Source organism: Clostridioides sp. LIBA-6622 (genome assembly GCF_056716095.1).
In genome coordinates this window covers 1,518,701-1,538,719 of the sequence record NZ_CP196998.1, presented here as the reverse complement: position 1 = coordinate 1,538,719, position 20,019 = coordinate 1,518,701, and the positions used below count along the sequence as shown (strand labels likewise).

Sequence of the window (20,019 nt, the reverse complement as noted above, 5' to 3'; positions counted from 1 at the left end):
AATTAAGACAAAACTTTAACTTTACTATTTGTGTAAAAAGTAATATAATTTAAAATTGATTATAAATCTAACTTTTTCTCTATCAAAATATTTTAGGAGGTGAGACATTTGAAAAAAACTAATAGTTTAAAAGAAATTTTAAACTGGAATAATATCAAGAATTTAAAACCTTCAAATGGTTTAAAAAATATATTAGAAATTTTTAAAAATGACCTAAAAGATATACGTGGAAATTATGCAGTGCTTGTAATAGTTGTAGGACTTGCTTTTTTACCTTCTTTGTACGCTTGGTTCAACATAAAGGCATCTTGGGACCCTTATGGCAGTACTGCTAATATGCTTGTAGCAGTAACAAACGAAGATAAAGGAAATGAAATCGCAGGTCAGAAGATTAATGTAGGAGACCAATTAATCGAACAACTTAAGGATAATAAAAGTTTAGGTTGGCAGTTTGTAGATGAAAAAACCGCTCTTGAAGGTGTTAAAAAAGGTACTTATTATGCATCACTTAAAATTCCAAAGAATTTTACAAAAGATTTAACATCACTAATTACAGATGATGTCAAAAAAGGTGAAATTATTTATACAGTAAATGAAAAAATAAATGCAGTTGCACCAAAGATTACTGACAAAGGTGCTTCTACAATACAGTTGCAAGTTAATCAAACAATCATAAAAACAGTAAGTGAAATTGTTCTTGGTATATCAAATGGGGTTGGTGCAGGAATTGAGCATAGTCTTCCAAAATTAACGAAGGTTGAAAGTTCTCTTATCGATCTTCAAAATAGGTTTGACCATATAAATAAGACTGTTGATTTAGCCTCTGATGCTACTTCAAAGTTGTCTGATACAGTTAAAGATATTAAATCGGATTTACCTACTATTAAAAAGACTTTAAATGATACAAAATTATTATCAAATGATTTAAAGAAATTCTTAGAGGATACAAATAACAATTTAGATGAACTTTCTCCTCTTATAAAATCTGATTTAAATTTAATGGTTGACCTTTCATCTTCTGCTTCTTCTCTTACATTAAATTTAATTGATGCAGTAAATAGTGGAAGTGAAGATGTACCTAAGCTGATAGATAATTTATCAGAAAAGCTTTCTAATTTACAATCTTTAAATGATACATTAGAAGACTTTTTAACTAAATTAAATCAGCTTACATCAAATCATAGATTGGATGATGTAATAGATAACCTAGAAGACTCTAACAATAAAATAGATTCTTCTATATCAACATTGAATGATATTAAAAACAAGGTTATATCTGGGCAACAACCATCTATAAGTGCATTAAATAATGTTTTAAGTTTATCAAATGGTATTGGAAGAATTAATTTAAATATTTTAAATAATTTTGATTCAAAAATATCAAAACCTATAAATAGCGTATTTTCAAACAGTATAAAAGTAGCAAATGATATAATCACTGTTTTAGACAAGGCAGAAGCAAAACTTCCAAAAGTTGAAGAAATACTGACTACTTCTCTAAGTCTTTCAGGAAATGCACAGGAAAGTATATCATTAATAAGAGAAAAACTGCCTCTAGCAAAAGGAATGTTAGATGACTTGATTGATACTTTAAGTAAGATTAGTAATGGCGAAGATATGAAAAAATTAGTTAGCTTACTTGAAAGTGATATATTGACGAAATCTAATTTCTTAAAGGAACCTGTTGAAGTGAAAACAGAAAAATTATATCCAATTGAAAATTATGGTTCTGCAATGACACCATTTTATAGTGTTCTTTCTACATGGGTAGGCATATTACTTCTTTCAGCATTATTATCTACATCTGTACATGGAAACTATAAGCCATATGAAATTTATTTTGGAAGAGGTCTTACTTTTTTAAGTATCGCTCTCATTCAAGGCTTCATAATTGGAACTGGAGATATATTATTATTAGGAGTAACAGCAAAACATCCAATTTTATTGATACTTCTGCTTATGTTTACTAGCATGGTATTTAACTTTATTGTTTATTCTTTAGTTTCTGTATTTGGAAATGTAGGAAAAGCAATTGCAATAGTACTATTAGTAGTTCAGATTGGTTCTTCTGGTGGTACATTCCCTATACAGGTTACACCTACATTTTTCCAAAGAATAAACCCTATAATGCCATTTACCTATGCAATAGGTGCTACAAGGGAAGCAGTAGGTGGTATATATGCTCCAAACTTAACTAAAGATATATTAGTTCTATTGCTATTTATGATTCTGTCTATTTGTTTAAATGTACTTCTAAAAGGACCTATAAACAGAATTATAAAACCATTCAATGATAAATTTGGTGATAGTAATTTAACTGGTCATTAAAAAATCAATTCTGTATTTAAATATATTTTTTAAAATAGTACTTAATATTTACATTAAAAGGTAGTAACTCCTCAGTTACTACCTTTTTAACTTCAAAACTAAAATTTATTACATAATATAAATGACTGATATTCATTCATTGACTTTCAAAATTCCTTATGTTATTATGTACTTGAAATTATAAGGAGGATACTATATGGCACGTATTACTAAAGAACCAAGTGAACGTAAACAAGAAATTTTAGATACTGCAATAAAATTATTTTATGAAAATGGATATGAGAAAACTTCTATAACTGATATTGCAAAACATATGAATGTTGCACAAGGGTTATGTTATCGTTACTTTACATCAAAAGAATGCCTATTTGATAGTGCTATAGACTACTATGCACAGACTCTAGTAGACAAAATGTCTACTATTATAGGCAATACAGATAAAACATTAAAACAAATTATTGAAGAAGTACCTACGTTTATTGATATTGAAACTGATGATAACCTTTACTATAAAGTATGCCATGGAGAAAAGAGCAAAAAAATTCATGACCAATTATCTTTAAAAATTTGTGAAAAACTTGTTCCTATTGTAAAAAAACAACTTCAACTAGCTAACATACGAGGAGAAATTAATGTTCCTGATACTGACACAGCAGCTTACTTTTGTGTATACGGTCAACAAGGCATATTACTACGTAAAGATATTTCCAATAATGAAAAGACGGAAAAAATTCGTTCTTTTCTAAATTATATTATGAACATATAGGTATATCCCTGCTTAATAAACAGGGATATACTCAGTATTCAATGTAACTTACATGATTTAATTAAGATAATCAATTATTCCTGAGCTTAAATTATACAGATGCTCAAAACCTTCCTCAGCCAATAAATTGCATGCAGTAAGACTTCTATGACCACTTCTGCAATAAACCACTACTTTTTTACCTTTATATTCATAAATTTCATCTATATTATTAATTAACTCTTGTAAAGATATATTTATAGCATTTTCTATTTTACATTCTCTAAATTCATCTTTAGTTCTTACATCTAATAATAAAATATCTTTTTCATCTTTCATCATTTCTTTAAGTTGTTTCTTATTTATATTCTTGTACATATGTCTGAGATTCCTCCATTTTATTTTTATATGTTACTTATACCCTTTATTCTTAATACAGCAACAAATATTCTTTTTTATTTTTGTCAGCTATGCAAAAAGGTATACTTATTAAAAACTTTTTTATTAATAATAATCTGTTGATTAAAATAATTAAGAATGTTATGCTAATTATAAATTATTAAAAGGGAAAAGAGGTAGTTTAATATGTTTAAGCAAAGGCTCTCTAAATTATTATCTAGTACATTAGTATTGAGTATGTTATTTACTGCTGCTCCAAATATTACTTTTGCTGATAGTAATGTAAAAGATAACTCGGAGAAATATCAAAGTTCTGACATAAAGCTAAATGATTATAGCAAAAACTCAGAATCTTATCCAAAAACTAAAGCTCTTGCTAAAGAGAAAATTAAAACTTTATTATCTAAGTATGGAATTGAAAATGCTCAATATGCTTTGATTGATAATGGTAAAATTGAGATTTCTGGTAATGGTGGAGTCTACAGTAGACAAGATAATAAAAATTTAACTAAGGATAATATGTATAATATTGCATCTATCAGTAAAATATTTACTACTACTGCTGTTATGAAGTTGGTAGAAGAGGGAAAAGTAAAATTAGATACTCCTGTTGTAAATTATATACCTGAGTTTAAAATGGCTGATGAGAGATACAAGGAAATCACTCCAAGAATGTTATTAAACCACTCATCAGGATTAATGGGAAGTTCTTTAAAAAATGCTCTTTTATTGGGAGACAATGATTCTTATGGTCACGATAGTTTCCTAGAAGAATTAAAGAAACAAAGATTAAAAGCTAAACCAGGAGCTTTTTCTGTCTATTGTAATGATGGATTTACTTTAGCTGAAATTTTAGTGGAAAAAGTATCTGGTATGCCATTTACTAATTTTATCGATAAGTACATAAGCAGTCCACTTAATTTACAAAATACAAAAACTCCAGAAGATAGTTTTGATAGCTCAAGACTTGCAAAAGCCTATGTACCTTATTTTGAAGATGCTGTACCACAAGATAATTTTAATACTATAGGTGCTGGTGGTTTATATTCAAGTGCAGAAAATCTATGTACATTTGCACAAACATTTATGAAAAACTCAAATGGTATTCTTTCACCTTCTTCAGTAAAAGCTATGGAAAACAAAGAATATCTAAATGGTCTATGGCCTGAGGGAGAAGATTCTATACTTGGATATGGCTTAGGATGGGATTGTGTCAATACTTATCCATTTAATCAATATAACTTAAAGGCTCTTACAAAAGGTGGAGACTCTTTACTATTCCACAGTAATCTTACAGTGCTTCCAGATGAAAATATGGCAGTTGCAGTTGTTTCTTCTGGCGGAAGTAGTCAACTTAATGAAATAATTGGGCAAGAACTTTTACTATCTGCTCTAAAAGAAAAAGGTAAAATTAAAGAAATAAAACCTGATAAAACATTCAGTAAACCACAACAAGTTAAAATGCCAAGTTATTTAAAAGAAAACAGTGGTCTTTACGCTTCTTCAAATATGATAAAAATTGATGTTAATGATAATGGTACTTTAACAGTGTCTTCTCCTTATCTAGAAAATGGACCTGAAGATAAGTATGTATACATAGGTCAAGATAGATTTGTATCTGAAAAAGGTAATAGCTGCTTAAAATTTGTAAAAGAAAAAAATAACATTACATATTTAAATATGAGCTCTTACGATGATGTTCCTGGATTGGGTCAAACAGCAAGTTTGTATTATGTAGCTCAAAAAGTAGATAATAATGATATATCAGATAGTGTCAAAGAAGCATGGAAAAAAAGAAATGATAAAGGTTACTATATAGTAGATGAAAAATATACTTCTCAACACTATATGTTTGGTTCTGTAAAGGCAGTTCTTGGCCTTTCTGATGGAACTCCTGGTTATATAGCTAATACTAAAATAGCAGATGAAAATAACTCAAATGCTTTTATAGAAATACCTGGTGTGATGGGACGTGACTTAGCTGATATTAAACTTCATAAAGAAAATGGCACAGAGTATTTAACTTTTGCCACACAGACATATGTTAGTGAAGATTCTATAACTAATTTACCATCAGAAAAATCTTTTACATGTGAGTTAGCATCTAATGGCTATGCAAAATGGTATAAAATTGGTGACGATATAGCAAACAAAAAAATAGAAGTTAATCTTCCTCAAAATTCATCTTTTGCTGTTTATGATGCTAAAGGAGTTCCTGTAAACTATTCTTTAATTACAAAGAATAATAGAGTTAGATTGCCAAAAGGTGGCGTAATTGTTTTCTCAGGAAGTCCAAATGCTAAATTTGAAGTTGCGTATCAAGATGAAGTAAATGCAAGTGCACTTACAGGAACTGATAGATATGAAACTTCTATTAAAATAAGTCAAGCAGGTTGGGAAGATGCTGAAAATGCAGTTTTAATAAATGACTCAGCAATTGCAGATGCTTTAGCTGCAACACCATTTGCATATAAGAAAAATGCTCCTATATTATTAACTGGAAGCTCTCAAATAAATGAAAAAACTTTAGCTGAATTGAAGAGATTAAAAGTTAAAAATGTATATGTAGTTGGTGGAGAAGCTTCTGTAAATGAAAAGTCCCTAGATACTATAAAATCAAATAATATTTCTGTATCTAGAATTTCAGGAAATGATAGATATCAAACTTCTATGAACATTGCTAAGGAATTAAATAATATTAGCAACATATCAAAGATTTCAGTAGTTAATGGTGAAAAAGGATTAGCTGATGCAGTAAGCATTGGAGCCGTATCAGCTCAAAATGATATGCCTATAATACTTACTAATGAAAATAGTAATATAGATGAAATAAACAATTTATTTAAAAACAAAAAAATTGATAAGTCTTATGTAATTGGTGGAGAATACACAGTTTCTAAAAATATAGAAAATAAACTTCAAAATCCACAAAGAATATCTGGTAGCACTAGAAATGAAACTAATGCAAAAGTAATAAAAGAATTTTATAAAGATACTAAGATAGACAACTTATACGTTGCTAAAAACGGAATCAATAAACAAGATGATTTAATAGATGGATTATCTGTTGGAGTTTTAGCTGGAAAAACTAAGTCTCCTGTAATATTAGTAGGAAATTTATTAGATTATAATCAAAAAGAACTATTTAAAACTATGAGATTTAAATCTGTAACACAAATTGGTGGAAATGGAAATGAGAATTCATTTAAACAAATAAAAGAAATAGCTTAACATATTAAAATGGGATATATTTAAGTAATATTACTTAAATATATCCCTATTTTATCTATTTGTCATTCATACTTAATAATTTATCTAAATACACTGACTTTAATTGCTTACTAGCCAAAACTTTTTTAGCTGGCTCAAGTTTTAATATAGCTGATAGTATAGCTCCCATCGCTCTATGACTTGCTAGGGCATTATTATCAAAAATTAGATTTTGTAACTGTCCTTTTTCAATTGCCATTAGAACTGCTCTATGTACTGAGTTTGCTGGAGTTATTATCTTTTCATCTCTCTTTAATAACATAATACTATTTTTATGACAATTTCTAACACAAACTCCACAACCTAGGCATCTATCCTCATCAATTTTTATATATTCTTTGTCATTTTCCTTGACCTTGCTTATTGCATCTATAGGACATGAAGTTATGCACTTTCCACATTTTACACAACTTTCATGGTTTATATTGGGTATAAAACTAGTTGTCTGTACTGGATGAAGATTTCCAAACCTCTTAGCTGCTACTAATGCCTCACAACAACAGCCACAGCAATTGCATATAAATGTAACTCCTTTTCTAACATTTTCTCCACATTGAACTAAGTTATGCTCATATGCTTGATGAAGTAATTCTTTACACTCTATCTTATCTACTCGTCTTGCAAACTTATTATTTATTAAAGAATTTGCTACATTATCAAATGTCATACATATATCCATAGGAGCATCACAAGCTTTGCCAACATGCTGCATTCTATGTCTACAGTAACACATACTTACACCTATATGAGTCGATTCATCGATTATATGAGTAGCTCTTTCGTAATCTAAAATACTAACTTCATTATCATTAGTCAAAACTTCCTCTTGAACATACACTCTTCCAAGCTTTGTTTCTGTTGAATAAAATAAATCTTTAATAAAATCTTCCTCTACATTCATATATTGATAGTAAAGTTCTGCTAAAAGTTTTTGGTCTATATCATGTCTTGTTCTCATCATAGCAAACTCAAAAAAGCCAGCCATTGGAGGAGGCATTATATATTTTTTCCCTTTATTATCTTCTATATCTAGTATCAGAGCCTTACTTGCAAGTTTGTCTAATACTCTATATGCTTCACTTTCACTTATACTCCATATTTTAGCTGCTGTTTTTACTCTAAAAGGCTTTATTGGAAGCTGAGCTACTAATTTAGCTTCTTGTTCTGTATATAATACATTTAGTATTTTGTATAATGTATCTGATGGCGGAGCACCTTGTGGAAACTTGTTTATTCTTTCCTCTAAATTTTTATACATATTCTTCGCAGTTATATGAGAAATAGTAATCACCTTCTTTTTCTTTTGTTTTCCAATAAAATCAAATATTTATACTTATTTATAAATACTTTATCTAAATCCTTACTTTATATAATACCAATTCTTTCTAAATAATTAAATACCTCTAGTAATTTATTTATTAGATTTCTTATATAAATAAAAATCGTTTAATTAGTATAATAATATTTTATACCAATTAAACGATTTTAATAATATTTTATATATTTAAAGATTACTTTTACATTTAGATACTTTCTCTTCTTATATTATCTATTATATTTTCTTTGTTCAATTTACTCATTGGTATATAAGCTGCTATAAAGGTTATTATAAAAACACTTACTATACATATAGCTATTGCTACCCATGGTATGATAGGAGAAAACTCAATTACACCTGAAATAAGTTTATTCATAACTAGAGTCATTCCAACACCAATTGGTATCCCAAACATTAAGGACAATATACCATAAATAAAACTTTCTAAATATATCATTTTTCTAAATCCATTAGGAGTAACTCCTATAGATTGTATTATAGCAAGTTCTCTTTTTCTTAGGTTTATACTTGTACTTACTGTATTTAGTATATTTGTAACACTTACTAAAGATATCACTACTATAAAACCATATACAAATATTTTTACAACTTTTAAATTTTGTTTTTCTTCTTCACCTCCTGCACTTTCATCGTAGAAGTTAAAATTATTTTTATCAGCTAAAGATTCTACTTTCTTCTTAGTCTTAACATCTCCTCCTGAATCAATAAATATAAGGCTTCTATTTAATTTTAAACCTAAATTTTTAGCAACTTCATCATAAGTTATAAATTGCAATCCCATATTTTGATAACCCATTCCTAGACGTTCTTCATCAGTTAGTGCAAGAATTTTAATCTTCATTTTTTTACTTGAACCATTATCATCAAGATATTCACAATTTACTGTATCCCCAACTTTGTAATTAGTTAACTCTACTATACCTTTCTTACCACTGGATTCAAAGTAACTTTTTCTAACTAATATCACACCATTTTCTTTAATTGCTTTTTCCTTATCAAAAGAACCTTTTATTAAATTATTTGTTTTATTTTTTATTGCAAACTCTCCTGGAAATCTTAATTCATTATTGATAAATTCGTATTCATAACTATCTCCACTCTTATGCTGTTCACAATACTCCTTAATTAAATTTTCATTAGACTTATTTATTTTATTTTCACTTACTCTTATAGACATATACTGACCTGTTGCTAATTCAAAGTTTTTTATTTCATGAATATCCTGTAGTTTACTTATAACCTCATCAATAGGTTTAGCTGTACCCTTTGCAGTTAAATGTAAATCATAGTTTTTTTGAGAATTTCTAATTTCTTCACTTTTTAGTAAAAGTAACGTAAATCCACTAAAAGATACAAATATTATTATGCTTATCATTAAAGAAAAAAGAGTCACTATGAATTTTTTTCTATTTCTTCTCATATTTTTATATGCCAGTACTCCTTCTGTCTTAAAAATCATTTTAATAAGCTTTGAGTCTTTAATTTTTCTCACCTTATATTCTCCACTGTTTTTAATTATATCAAGTGGAGAAACGTTGGATGCTGCTATTGCAGGTAATAGAATTGATATAAATATTGTAAATAAAACTATTATTATACTAGCAATAATTATTATTGGATTATACACTATTTGTAAACTCATCTGTGTAACAATCGATTCTGTAAAATACTTATTTATAGTTTTAAATAATAAGTCTATAGCTATTGTTCCAGATATTAGTCCTATTGGTATTCCAATCAAACTAATTATAATGCCTTCTATAAAAACTAACTTTTTAATTTGACTAGATGTAGCACCTATAGAATTTAATATTCCAAACTGTTTTTTTCGCTCAGTTATAGAAATACTAAAAGAATTATATACTGTAGCAATCGTACATATAATTACTAAGATAGTTACTAGTGCAATTATAGATTTTACAGAACTATTTATATTTTCATACTTGCTGGCACCTTGTAATCTTAATAAATGTTCATTGTATTTTACCATATCAGAAATTGATTCTTCATCTTTATTTGGATATATGGTTTTGCTTATTTTTTTACTTATTTTATACACATCTTTAGGATTTTTTACTGTCACTGAGATATTCATTGTTTCATTGTAATCAACTATAGGATTAAAGTAAGTTATAGCAGTTGTAATTTCATCATAAATCTCAAAAGGCTTTTTAATTATACCAACCAGTTTGAAAGTTCTATCCTTTTCATTTGCTATATAATCACCCTCATGAAATACCAAGTTATCAATCTTTTTATTATTTGAGTCAAACATATCTCCTACTTTTAAGGTTATTTTGTCTCCTATTTTTAATTTATCATCCATAAGATTAATAACATTCTCACTTAGAACAATTTCTCCAACCTTAGATGGCAATCTACCTTCTTTTATAGAAATTTGATACCCCTCCATGGCATTTTTATCATACTGTTTTATACTTAATATACCCTTCTCACTATTTTCCAATTTAGAATATCCAATTTGCTTAGTAAATGCATGTTTTTCTATTTCAGCTGATTTTGTCACATATTCCATATTCTTTTTGTTTACATCACGGAATGTAATATGAAAACTTCCATCAGTCTTTATAGTTTCTCTTACTTGATAATCCATAAAACTTTCAAATATATTTCCTATACCACAGATTAAAGCTGTTGAAAGTATTATCCCAATTATAGTTACAATAGTTCTTCTTTTATTTTGTTTTAAATATCTAATAGTTAGCGATGTATATAAATTCATCTACATCACCTCATCACTTTTTATAATTCCATCTTCTATACCTATAATTCTGTCGGCCTGAAGTGCTATATCTTTGTCATGAGTTATCATTATTAGAGTCTGATTGTATTTCTTTACTGATAGTTTTAATAATTCTAGTATTTCTTTTGAATTTTTACTATCTAAATTACCTGTTGGTTCATCTGCTAATACTATAGAAGGTCTATTAATCAAAGCACGTCCTATAGAAGTTCTTTGTTGCTGACCCCCTGATAACTGGTTTGGAAGATGATTTTCTCTATCATTTAGACCTAATGTTTTCATCAAATCATTTAAATATTCTTTGTCAATATCTCTATTATCAAGTTCTGCTGGAAGCAATATGTTTTCCTTTACTGTTAAGACTGGAATTAAGTTATAAAATTGATATATAAGACCTATATTTCTTCTTCTAAATATTGCTAAATCCTTGATTTTTAAATTATATATATCCACATCATTTATATAAACTTTACCACTAGTAGGTCTATCAACACCTCCTAGCAAATGTAATAATGTACTTTTACCACTTCCACTTGGACCTGTTATTGCTATAAACTCACCTTTTTCAATTGATAAGTTTACATTTTTTATAGCATCAACTTTTGTTTCATTTTTACCATAACTTTTAGTTAGATTTTCCACTCTTAAAATTTCCATGGCTACCTCCAATATTTATATTCTATACTTCATATATTAGACTTTAGCTATTACTATAAAGTGAATTAAATATTACAGATTAGTCACTATTATCATCATACATTTTATGAAATACTATATGAAATTCTGTCCCTTTGTCTTTTTCACTATTTACATAGATATCTCCATTTTGGCTTTCTATTATGGATTTTGACATTGCAAGACCTATACCTACACTATCCTCTTTTGAACTACTTCTTCCTCTATAAAATCGCTTAAATATATGTGGTATATCTTTTTTATCTATTCCCTCACCATCATCTTTTATTATTAGTTCAGAAAATAATGGATTTTCTTTATATGCCATAATTATATTTCCAAATTCAGGAGTATGTTCTATACAATTTTTAATTATATTCACTAATGCTTCCACAGACCAATCAATATCTCCAATATATGATACATTATCATTTCCTTCTATAGTTAATTTTTGATTTTTAATTTCCATAGGTATTTTCATTGGTTGCATTGCTCTATGTATAAGTTCACTAAATTTTATCTTATCTTTTCTAAACTTTATCACTTTCGCTTCTACTTTTGATAATTTAAGCATACTTTTAATCAGCCAATCCATCCTATTTAATTGATTCTTTATCTTATCCAAAAAATCAATTTTTACTTCATATGCTACATCATTATATAACAAGTCATTCAACATTATTAAAGAAGTCATAGGTGTTTTTAGTTGATGTGATATATCAGAAATTGTGTTATTTAAAAATATTTTTTCTGATTTCAAAAGTTCTACCTTTTCATTAAGAATTGTTGTCATCTTTAATAGTTCAGTTTTTAAAAGACCTACCTGACCCTCTTGATTTTTATTTTTCATATTAAATGATTTTCCTTCTGAACTATAGTAAACATACTTAGTCATATCTGATAAATCATTGTACATTACTTTAAAATAACTAACAATCAATATAAATATTAAAATAAATATTATACATACTAAAATTATATTTGTTTTTATAGTGTCTAAAACTAACTTAGAAATTATAGGCTCAGAGTTTATTTTAATAGATTTATCATAATTATACTTACTTAATATTTTTTCACCATAGTCTATATTTCTCATAGACTTTCCTTGAGTTATTATATCTACTATCTCTCTTTCTAAACTTGGATATTTGCTAGACAGTGTTCCTATTATGGCTTGATTATTTTTTACAATCATACCTTTAGTTATATTCATATTGATTATGCTAAATCCAATAGATATGATAATAGCAACAAACATCAAAACAATATACTTACTTAAAAACCTCTTCACTTCTGGATTATATAGAAACATTATTTTCACTTCCTATCCATTTATAACCAAGACCTCTTACAGTTTCTATATAAATTGGCTCACATAGGTCATCACCTATTTTTTCTCTAAGCCTTTTTATATAAACAGTCAGAGTATTATCATTTACAAAATCATAAGTTACATCCCAAAGTTTTTCCAATATTTGAGTTCTACTTAAAACGGTATTTTTGTTCTGTATAAGAATTAGAAGAAGCTTATATTCAGCTGATGTTAGAAATATTTCTTTTTCATTTTTATATACTCTAGCTTCTAATGTATATATATTTAAATCCCCAAATCTTAGTATTTTTTTAGCTTCTTCTAAAGTATTTCCTTTTCTTCTTAAAACAGCTTTTATTCTAGATATTAGTTCTCTAATTCTAAAAGGCTTTGTTATATAATCATCTCCACCCATATCAAGCCCCATTACAATGTTTACTTCTTCATCACAAGCAGTCAAGAATATTATAGGAATTTGAGAGAATTTTCTTGTATATTGACACAATTCATAACCAGTTCCATCTGGTAATGTTACATCCAAAAGTATCATTCCATATTCATTAGAAGAAATCATTTCTTTTCCGTTTAATAAATCCTTTGCTATATCTACACTAAATCCTTCTTGCTCTAAAGCATACTTTATTCCAAAAGATATAGTACTATCATCTTCAACTATTAACAACTTTAACATAACCATTTCCTTTCTTTCTATTTTGACTTTAAATTATTTACCTATACAGTTTTTATTATACACAAATACCTTATATACTGAAATATATCTAAAATTACAAAATAGTCACAAAGAATTATTAAAGTTTACAAAAACAAAAATGCAAGTTGTAACTTAACTATCAGAAAAATAATACTAATTTCTTCAAGTTAAGTTACAACTCACAATTTAGAAACTTTATGCTAAATAATCTAATATAACTATTTATTTAACTATTTAGAATGTAATCTATTCTTCATCATACTTTTTGTATTCTTCTTCTTTGTAAATATTGTCTTTTTTATCATCTTCGTGTACATCAATATCATTCTTTACATCTTTAACACTATTTACATATTGCATCATTTCTTCTTGAGAAACATGTGGACAATTTTCACAGTTTATTCTTCTTGAATTAAATTCTTTTACCTTTTTTTTTAATTCTTCATATTCATAATCCTGTTTTTTATCTCTACAGTCACAGTCATAATCAAATTCGTCATACATATAGTCATCATAGTTACTATTCCCATGATAATTTGCATCAATCATTCGAGAACTAGATTTACGATTTTTTACCATCTTATATACAGCATATGCACCCACACCTGTAAGAACTGCTCCTGTAAACATCATTGGTTTACTCATTCCATCATCTTTTTTATGCATTTGTCTTTTAATTAAATATGTTAACATATTTTTTCTCCTTTCTAATTTTTATTTCTATCTACAGATAGTATCTGTATTATTTTGATAAAAATTATGTTATTTTTAAATTACAATTTTTACAAAATATAAATTTATATTTTTTGTTTGATATTATTTTTTGTGTTATACTATATGTATAACAATCATTCTCATTTATAAAGCATAATGGAGGTTTTTTATGGTTCTAAATTTAGATTTTAATAGTGATAAATCTATTTATGTACAAATTAAAGAAGAAATAACTAAAGCTATAGCCTCAGGAGAATTGAAAATAAACGAATCACTTCCATCTGTGAGAAGTATGGCTGAAAACATTGGTGTAAATTTACATACAGTGAATAAATCTTATAATGAACTAAAAGAAGAGGGCTTCTTAAATATTGATAGAAGAAAAGGTGCTATTGTTGCTAAACTACCAATGAAAGTAGACAATTCAACTCTTCAAAAAAATAAGCTGGACTTAGAACTTCTAGTGGCAAAATCTTATTTATCAGGTATCAGCAAAGAAGAATTTTTATCACTAAGTTCAAATTTATTTGACAAATATGAGGTGAAATACTATGAGTAAGATTGAGTGTCTATTTACAATATTTCCAATTTTAATTTTGATGTATGCTACATTTTATTTTATGCCATATTTAATAGGCAAGAAACATATTTATGGAGTTTCTATAGACCAAGAACACAAAAATTATACTAACTTTATAATGCTGGATAAGAAGTTTAAAAAACTTTTATCTTTAGGTTTTATTATAGACTTTATATTAGTTTTTATCCTAGTTATTACATCTGACAAATTAGAACTTTCCTATTTTATTGGTGTAACTGGATTTTTATTATATGAAAGTCTATTGTATATTCATACTCATAAAAAAGCTAAAAAGTTTAAATCAGAAATTTATTCTACAGAAGGTCATATAGATATAGATTCAAAGTTACTAGTAGATATGGATTTCTTAAATAAAAAAAATAAAATAATAAAGAGGTTTAAAATATTATATTTAATACCAATACTACTTGCTTTTGGAATGAGTATTTTTATAGTATTTAATTATAATCAACTGCCAGACTTAATTGCTATCAATTGGACTTTAAATGGAACTCCTAATTCTTTTATGGAAAAATCATATTTTAATGTTTTTAAATTAATAGGTACTGCATTCTGTTTAATCATTTTATTATATATAACTTCCATTGGTTCTATAAAGTCAAGAATTAAAATAGATTCAAATAGAATTGAAGAAAGTAGAACTGAAAACATTAAATATCTAAACAAAATTGGTTATTTATTTTTGATATTGATGATTTTAATGACAATACAACTTTTCACTGCTTTTTTATCAATAAAAACAAATTTATCAACTGCTATGACTATAGCAACATTTTTAGTTATAATTTATTTAATAGTGACATATATTAAGTCTCCAAATTTAAAGTCTAACTCATCTTACTCTCCAGAAGATGACGAAAAACATTGGATGGCAGGCATTATATATAATAATCCAAACGACCCATCACTAATGGTTGATAAGAGATTTGGTATTGGGTATACTATAAATTTTGGAAATCCTATTGGAAAGATAATATATATTGCTATAGCTTTACTTTTAATTTTTTCATTGTTTAGCCTAATAAAATCTCTTTTACTTTAAATACCATAAAAGGTATCTTACTTGTATTATTGGGTATTATATTTTGTAGGATAAGAAATATTTCATATCATCATTGAAATATAGTATTTATATTTTACTAGAAATGGAGATTTGCACAATGTTGTCAAAAGCTGAAATCAAATACTTTAATGAATGTACTTCTGAAATACTTTCTTCAGAACAAGTACAACTTATGAGAACATTTCCTCATCATGGCAATGTTTCATGTCTTGAACATAGTTTATCAGTAGCATATTATAGTTATCTATTATGTAAAAAGTTGCATTTAAATGTTGATATTCAAAGTGTTATTAGAGGAGCTTTATTACACGACTTTTTCCTTTATGACTGGCATTACAAAGGGGATAGAAAGGGATTACATGGATTTACTCATCCTAAAGAAGCACTAAAAAATGCAAATTTATTTTTTCAAATAAATGAAATGGAAACAGACATCATTTTAAAACATATGTGGCCACTTACTATTAAGCCTCCTAGATACAAAGAAGCATTAATTGTATGTTTGTTGGATAAATTTTGCTGTTTGGTTGAGACTTTAAAGATACATTCTTTATTATCTCCTTACCATGTATAAAATAGTTCTTTAACATAGTTAGAATTTAACTTTAAAGAGGTATTAAGTATTATAACTTAATACCTCTTTACTATTTTATTCTTTAAAATATAATTTTTTTATAATATCATTGTAAATCATAATATTTAACCTTGATAACTTACCCTTCTTATAGACATGTTTACTACCTTAAATAATAGTAAACCAGCTATTAAATTTATTAGTATTGCTGGTACTACTGCAACCATAAACAATGCTATAAATGAACCTCCAGGAAGACCTACTATTACTTGAGCAAACAGTAAAAACGCAGTTCCACTCACAATAGTTCCTATTGGAAAGATTATTGTAGCTACTATTAAGTCTTGCTTTTTATTACTTAAGTTTTTCATAAATGGCAATTTATAAATTACATACATTATCATGAACATTATATTTATTGTAATAGTTTTATCAAGTATATTTGGAACTTGACCTCCTGGAAATTTAGTTGTTAATGCTGCAAATATTCCTGTCACAATTCCTGCAACTAGACAAACTTTATAATCTTCTTTATTCAATATCATTATTATAAACATCATTGCTAGAGATATATCTGGTTGCATTGGAAGTCCTATCGCAGGTGTAAGTTGATGTATTAATAATCCCATAGCTAAAAGTATAGCATTTAAAGTTAATTTTTTTGTATTCGATTTCATTGTAATAATTCCCCCTAATTTTATTAATATTTATTTTATTTTGTTGCCAATTTTCTAAATCATTATCTTTAGCTTTGAGAGTTCATAACATCTTTTTCACCACCTTTTATTTCAAATTTATATTTTTTTAAAAAAATTTTTTGCAAAATAAAAAACTCCGTCCTAAATCAATAGGACGGAGATTATCCGCGTTGCCACCTAAATTATATAAAAAATAAACATAAGTTTAATTTTTATACATCTCATTATCAGGTACTTACATACCTTATTCGCTATAACGTGCGACTGACGATAAAGTCTACTCTCATAATAATATGATTTCAATTCACTCCTCTAAGGTCCATTCATTATATTCCTTCTTGCTAAGATTCCACCATCCTCAGCTCTCTATCTTGAAGCTAGACATAATTACTCTTCCTTGTCATAGGATTTTTAATTTGCTATTGCTATTATAATATTCTAAATTTTTATAATTGTCAACTCTAATTTTTATTTTATTTTAAATTTGTAAAAAGCATAGCATAATCTTCATAAATGTTTTAAAATTTAATTTAATAATTAAAATTAGAAAGGATGATATTATGTTTAGAGAAATGAGATTAAAAAAGAGAGAAATGACAAAAGAAGATACTGTAGAAGTATTAAAAAATGGTGAATTTGGTACTTTTTCTACTATATCTGAAAATGGCTATCCTTATGGAGTTGCCGTAAACTATGTGTATCTTAATGATTCTATTTACTTCCATTGTGCAAGAAATGGTCATAAATTAGATAATATATCAAAAAACAACAAAGTTTCTTTTTTAGTAGTTGCTAATGAAAATGTTATTCCAGACAAATTTAGTACTACATATTCTAGTGCTGTAGTATTTGGAAAAGCTTTAACTGTAGAAGATGAAGAAAAGAAAAATGCTCTTGTAGAAATCATAAAAAAATATTCTAAAGGATTTTTTGAAGAGGGTATGAAGTACATAGAAAAAGATATAAATTTAACAACTGTAGTTAAAATAGAAATTGACCATATTTCTGGTAAAGCTTCACGCTTATAATCACATACTAAAGTACCTAAAAGTAGCTATATGCTACTTTTAGGTACTTTTATTTTACAGGTTTATATACTAAGTCTTTTTAGATAATCTCTTATACCCAGTTTAATATCATCACTTGGTTTTATATCAGAGTTATCCCCTGCTATATGTAGTATTCCATATGCTGGATGACCACCTCTTACTGTACATGGAACTGATAAAAGAGTCATTCCCATATGTTGGGCAAATATATTCATTGCTTGCAAAGATAACTCTCCTCCTCCATGTTGTGAACCTGCAGTAGCAAAACACCCAAATATTTTCCCACTTAAAGGAGCACCTACCCAAATATCAGAAAAACTATCCATAAACATCTTCATTGGTCCAGATACATTTCCATAATATGTTGGTGAACCCATAAATATAGCATCATAGTCTAGCAATTCTTTTCCAGATTTGATTATATTTATACTTTCAAACTCATCTTTATATTCTTTGGAATTTATTAAATAATACTGAATAAGTGTTTTTGAAACTTCGTCATTTACTTTAAACATATCTACTTCTATATTCATTTCTTCAAGAGCTTCTTTATATGTTCTTGCTAATAAATATGTACTCCCACAAACACTATGAAAAATTATTGCTGCTTTCATCTTTATCCCCCTAATTAAATTCAAATTTATTTTTATATAGTATTTTTTATAATAAAATACTACTAAATGATACTAAATGGATTCAAATATACATCACTTTTTATTACCTCAATTTCATTAAAACCATCTAGAAATCTATTCATAACATTTTTGAATATATCTTCTGTATCAAAATGTCCACAATCTACTATACACATTCCAATATCAAGTGCATCTTGTGCTTCATGATACTTTACATCTCCAGTTATTAATACTTCTGCTCCTTGTCTCTTAGCTTTTTTTACAAACTCCGAACCAGCTCCTGTTACGACTGCTACTTTCGTTATATTTGTATTAAGATTTCCAACCACTCTGATATGTTTCATATTTAATTTCTCTTTTATTTTATTTGAAAGTTTTTCTAATGTCATACTTTCATCAAGTCTACTTACTCTACCTAGACCAAATGTCTTACCTTTATTTTCTAACTTGTACAAATCATATGCAACTTCTTCATAAGGATGTGCCTCTAGCATAGAACTTATCACACCTCCTAAAAGCTTCTGTGGTACTACAGTTTCAATTTTAACCTCATTTACAGTTTCTATATCATTTATACTTCCAAGAAACGGATTAGAGCCTTCTAATGGCTTAAATTGACCTTCACCTTCTATTGAAAACGTACAATCACTATAACTTCCTATATGACCTGCTCCTGAATTACTTAAAACTCTTTTCATTTCATCAGAATAGTTACATGGTACATATACTGCAAGTTTATATAAAGACTCGCTTTCAGTCACATCTAAAACCTTTGAATTACCAAATTCCATAATCTCCATAAAATAATCATTTAAACCATCAAATGCTATGTCAAAGTTGGTATGCATAGAATAAAGTGCTATATCATTTTTAATAAGTTTTTGTATAAGCCTACCTTTTAAATCTGCACTATTAATCTTATTAATTTTTCCAAATATAAAAGGATGATGTGTCACAATTAAATCTATGTTTTTTGAGATAGCTTCATCAATAACATTTTCATTAGCTTCCAAAGACACTAATACTTTTTTTACATCCATATCAAAATCTCCAACTATAAGACCTACATTGTCCCAATCCTCAGCTAAGTTTAGAGGATACTTTTTTTCAATTTTTTTAGTTAGACTCTTTAATAACATAT

At 27.2% G+C, this 20,019-nt stretch carries 17 protein-coding genes and 1 other annotated feature; of the genes, 7 read left to right on the top strand and 10 right to left on the bottom strand.

Going from position 1 to position 20,019, the window contains the following annotated elements:
* Nucleotides 1-99 precede the first annotated feature (99 nt).
* Nucleotides 100-2,328: a YhgE/Pip domain-containing protein gene (locus tag ACTG47_RS07360; protein ID WP_169470418.1), complete on the top strand. Its 2,229-nt coding sequence runs from the start codon at nucleotides 100-102 to the stop codon at nucleotides 2,326-2,328.
* 196 nt (nucleotides 2,329-2,524) lie between these two features.
* The gene (locus ACTG47_RS07355) at nucleotides 2,525-3,094 is read left to right on the top strand and encodes a TetR/AcrR family transcriptional regulator (RefSeq protein WP_169470419.1); all 570 of its coding nucleotides are present in this window, start codon (nucleotides 2,525-2,527) and stop codon (nucleotides 3,092-3,094) included.
* A gap of 57 nt (nucleotides 3,095-3,151) precedes the next feature.
* On the opposite strand, the gene ACTG47_RS07350 is transcribed toward ACTG47_RS07355, so the two are convergent.
* Nucleotides 3,152-3,451, bottom strand: a complete 300-nt coding sequence (locus tag ACTG47_RS07350; RefSeq protein ID WP_479926651.1) for a rhodanese-like domain-containing protein — start codon at nucleotides 3,449-3,451, stop codon at nucleotides 3,152-3,154.
* A gap of 207 nt (nucleotides 3,452-3,658) precedes the next feature.
* On the opposite strand from ACTG47_RS07350, the gene ACTG47_RS07345 reads away from it, so the two are divergent.
* Entirely contained in the window at nucleotides 3,659-6,703 is a 3,045-nt protein-coding gene (locus ACTG47_RS07345; RefSeq protein WP_479926650.1) for a serine hydrolase, read from the top strand.
* A gap of 55 nt (nucleotides 6,704-6,758) precedes the next feature.
* On the opposite strand, the gene ACTG47_RS07340 is transcribed toward ACTG47_RS07345, so the two are convergent.
* From ACTG47_RS07340 to ACTG47_RS07315, 6 genes are all read right to left on the bottom strand, one after another.
* Nucleotides 6,759-8,033 carry a 4Fe-4S dicluster domain-containing protein gene (locus tag ACTG47_RS07340; protein ID WP_479926649.1) on the bottom strand — a complete coding sequence of 425 codons (1,275 nt, stop codon included), beginning with the start codon at nucleotides 8,031-8,033 and terminating at the stop codon, nucleotides 6,759-6,761.
* 232 nt (nucleotides 8,034-8,265) lie between these two features.
* Complete coding sequence (locus ACTG47_RS07335; RefSeq protein ID WP_479926648.1) at nucleotides 8,266-10,824, bottom strand: ABC transporter permease; 2,559 nt, start codon at nucleotides 10,822-10,824, stop codon at nucleotides 8,266-8,268.
* Nucleotides 10,825-11,502, bottom strand: a complete 678-nt coding sequence (locus tag ACTG47_RS07330; protein WP_169470424.1) for an ABC transporter ATP-binding protein — start codon at nucleotides 11,500-11,502, stop codon at nucleotides 10,825-10,827.
* Nucleotides 11,503-11,581: 79 nt separating this feature from the next.
* The gene (locus tag ACTG47_RS07325; protein WP_479926647.1) at nucleotides 11,582-12,832 is read right to left on the bottom strand and encodes a sensor histidine kinase; all 1,251 of its coding nucleotides are present in this window, start codon (nucleotides 12,830-12,832) and stop codon (nucleotides 11,582-11,584) included.
* On the bottom strand, nucleotides 12,819-13,523 hold the full coding sequence (locus tag ACTG47_RS07320; protein ID WP_479926646.1) for a response regulator transcription factor: 705 nt from the start codon (nucleotides 13,521-13,523) through the stop codon (nucleotides 12,819-12,821). Before ACTG47_RS07320 ends, ACTG47_RS07325 begins: the two co-directional genes overlap by 14 nt.
* Before the next feature lie 267 nt (nucleotides 13,524-13,790).
* Nucleotides 13,791-14,237 carry a hypothetical protein gene (locus ACTG47_RS07315; RefSeq protein WP_479926645.1) on the bottom strand — a complete coding sequence of 149 codons (447 nt, stop codon included), beginning with the start codon at nucleotides 14,235-14,237 and terminating at the stop codon, nucleotides 13,791-13,793.
* 190 nt (nucleotides 14,238-14,427) lie between these two features.
* Here ACTG47_RS07315 and ACTG47_RS07310 point away from each other — a divergent pair, with 190 nt between their 5' ends.
* From ACTG47_RS07310 to ACTG47_RS07300, 3 genes are all read left to right on the top strand, one after another.
* On the top strand, nucleotides 14,428-14,817 hold the full coding sequence (locus ACTG47_RS07310) for a GntR family transcriptional regulator (RefSeq protein ID WP_479926644.1): 390 nt from the start codon (nucleotides 14,428-14,430) through the stop codon (nucleotides 14,815-14,817).
* A complete protein-coding gene (locus ACTG47_RS07305) occupies nucleotides 14,810-15,901 on the top strand; it encodes a DUF5808 domain-containing protein (RefSeq protein WP_479926643.1) in 1,092 nt (363 codons plus the stop codon). The genes ACTG47_RS07310 and ACTG47_RS07305 overlap by 8 nt, the downstream gene beginning before the upstream one ends.
* Nucleotides 15,902-16,019: 118 nt before the next feature.
* Complete coding sequence (locus ACTG47_RS07300; RefSeq protein WP_169470430.1) at nucleotides 16,020-16,496, top strand: HD domain-containing protein; 477 nt, start codon at nucleotides 16,020-16,022, stop codon at nucleotides 16,494-16,496.
* Between the two features lie 125 nt (nucleotides 16,497-16,621).
* Here the strand turns inward: ACTG47_RS07300 and ACTG47_RS07295 are convergent, their stop codons facing one another.
* Nucleotides 16,622-17,173 carry a tryptophan transporter gene (locus tag ACTG47_RS07295; RefSeq protein ID WP_479926642.1) on the bottom strand — a complete coding sequence of 184 codons (552 nt, stop codon included), beginning with the start codon at nucleotides 17,171-17,173 and terminating at the stop codon, nucleotides 16,622-16,624.
* A gap of 168 nt (nucleotides 17,174-17,341) precedes the next feature.
* Nucleotides 17,342-17,607 (bottom strand) — a binding site (T-box leader).
* Between the two features lie 147 nt (nucleotides 17,608-17,754).
* Between ACTG47_RS07295 and ACTG47_RS07290 the strand changes: the two genes are divergently transcribed.
* Entirely contained in the window at nucleotides 17,755-18,222 is a 468-nt protein-coding gene (locus ACTG47_RS07290; RefSeq protein ID WP_169465369.1) for a pyridoxamine 5'-phosphate oxidase family protein, read from the top strand.
* Nucleotides 18,223-18,284: 62 nt separating this feature from the next.
* On the opposite strand, the gene ACTG47_RS07285 is transcribed toward ACTG47_RS07290, so the two are convergent.
* Both ACTG47_RS07285 and ACTG47_RS07280 read right to left on the bottom strand, forming a co-directional pair.
* Nucleotides 18,285-18,857, bottom strand: a complete 573-nt coding sequence (locus ACTG47_RS07285; protein WP_479926641.1) for a flavodoxin family protein — start codon at nucleotides 18,855-18,857, stop codon at nucleotides 18,285-18,287.
* 62 nt (nucleotides 18,858-18,919) lie between these two features.
* The gene (locus ACTG47_RS07280; RefSeq protein WP_479926640.1) at nucleotides 18,920-20,017 is read right to left on the bottom strand and encodes a Nif3-like dinuclear metal center hexameric protein; all 1,098 of its coding nucleotides are present in this window, start codon (nucleotides 20,015-20,017) and stop codon (nucleotides 18,920-18,922) included.
* Between the last annotated feature and the right edge of the window lie 2 nt (nucleotides 20,018-20,019).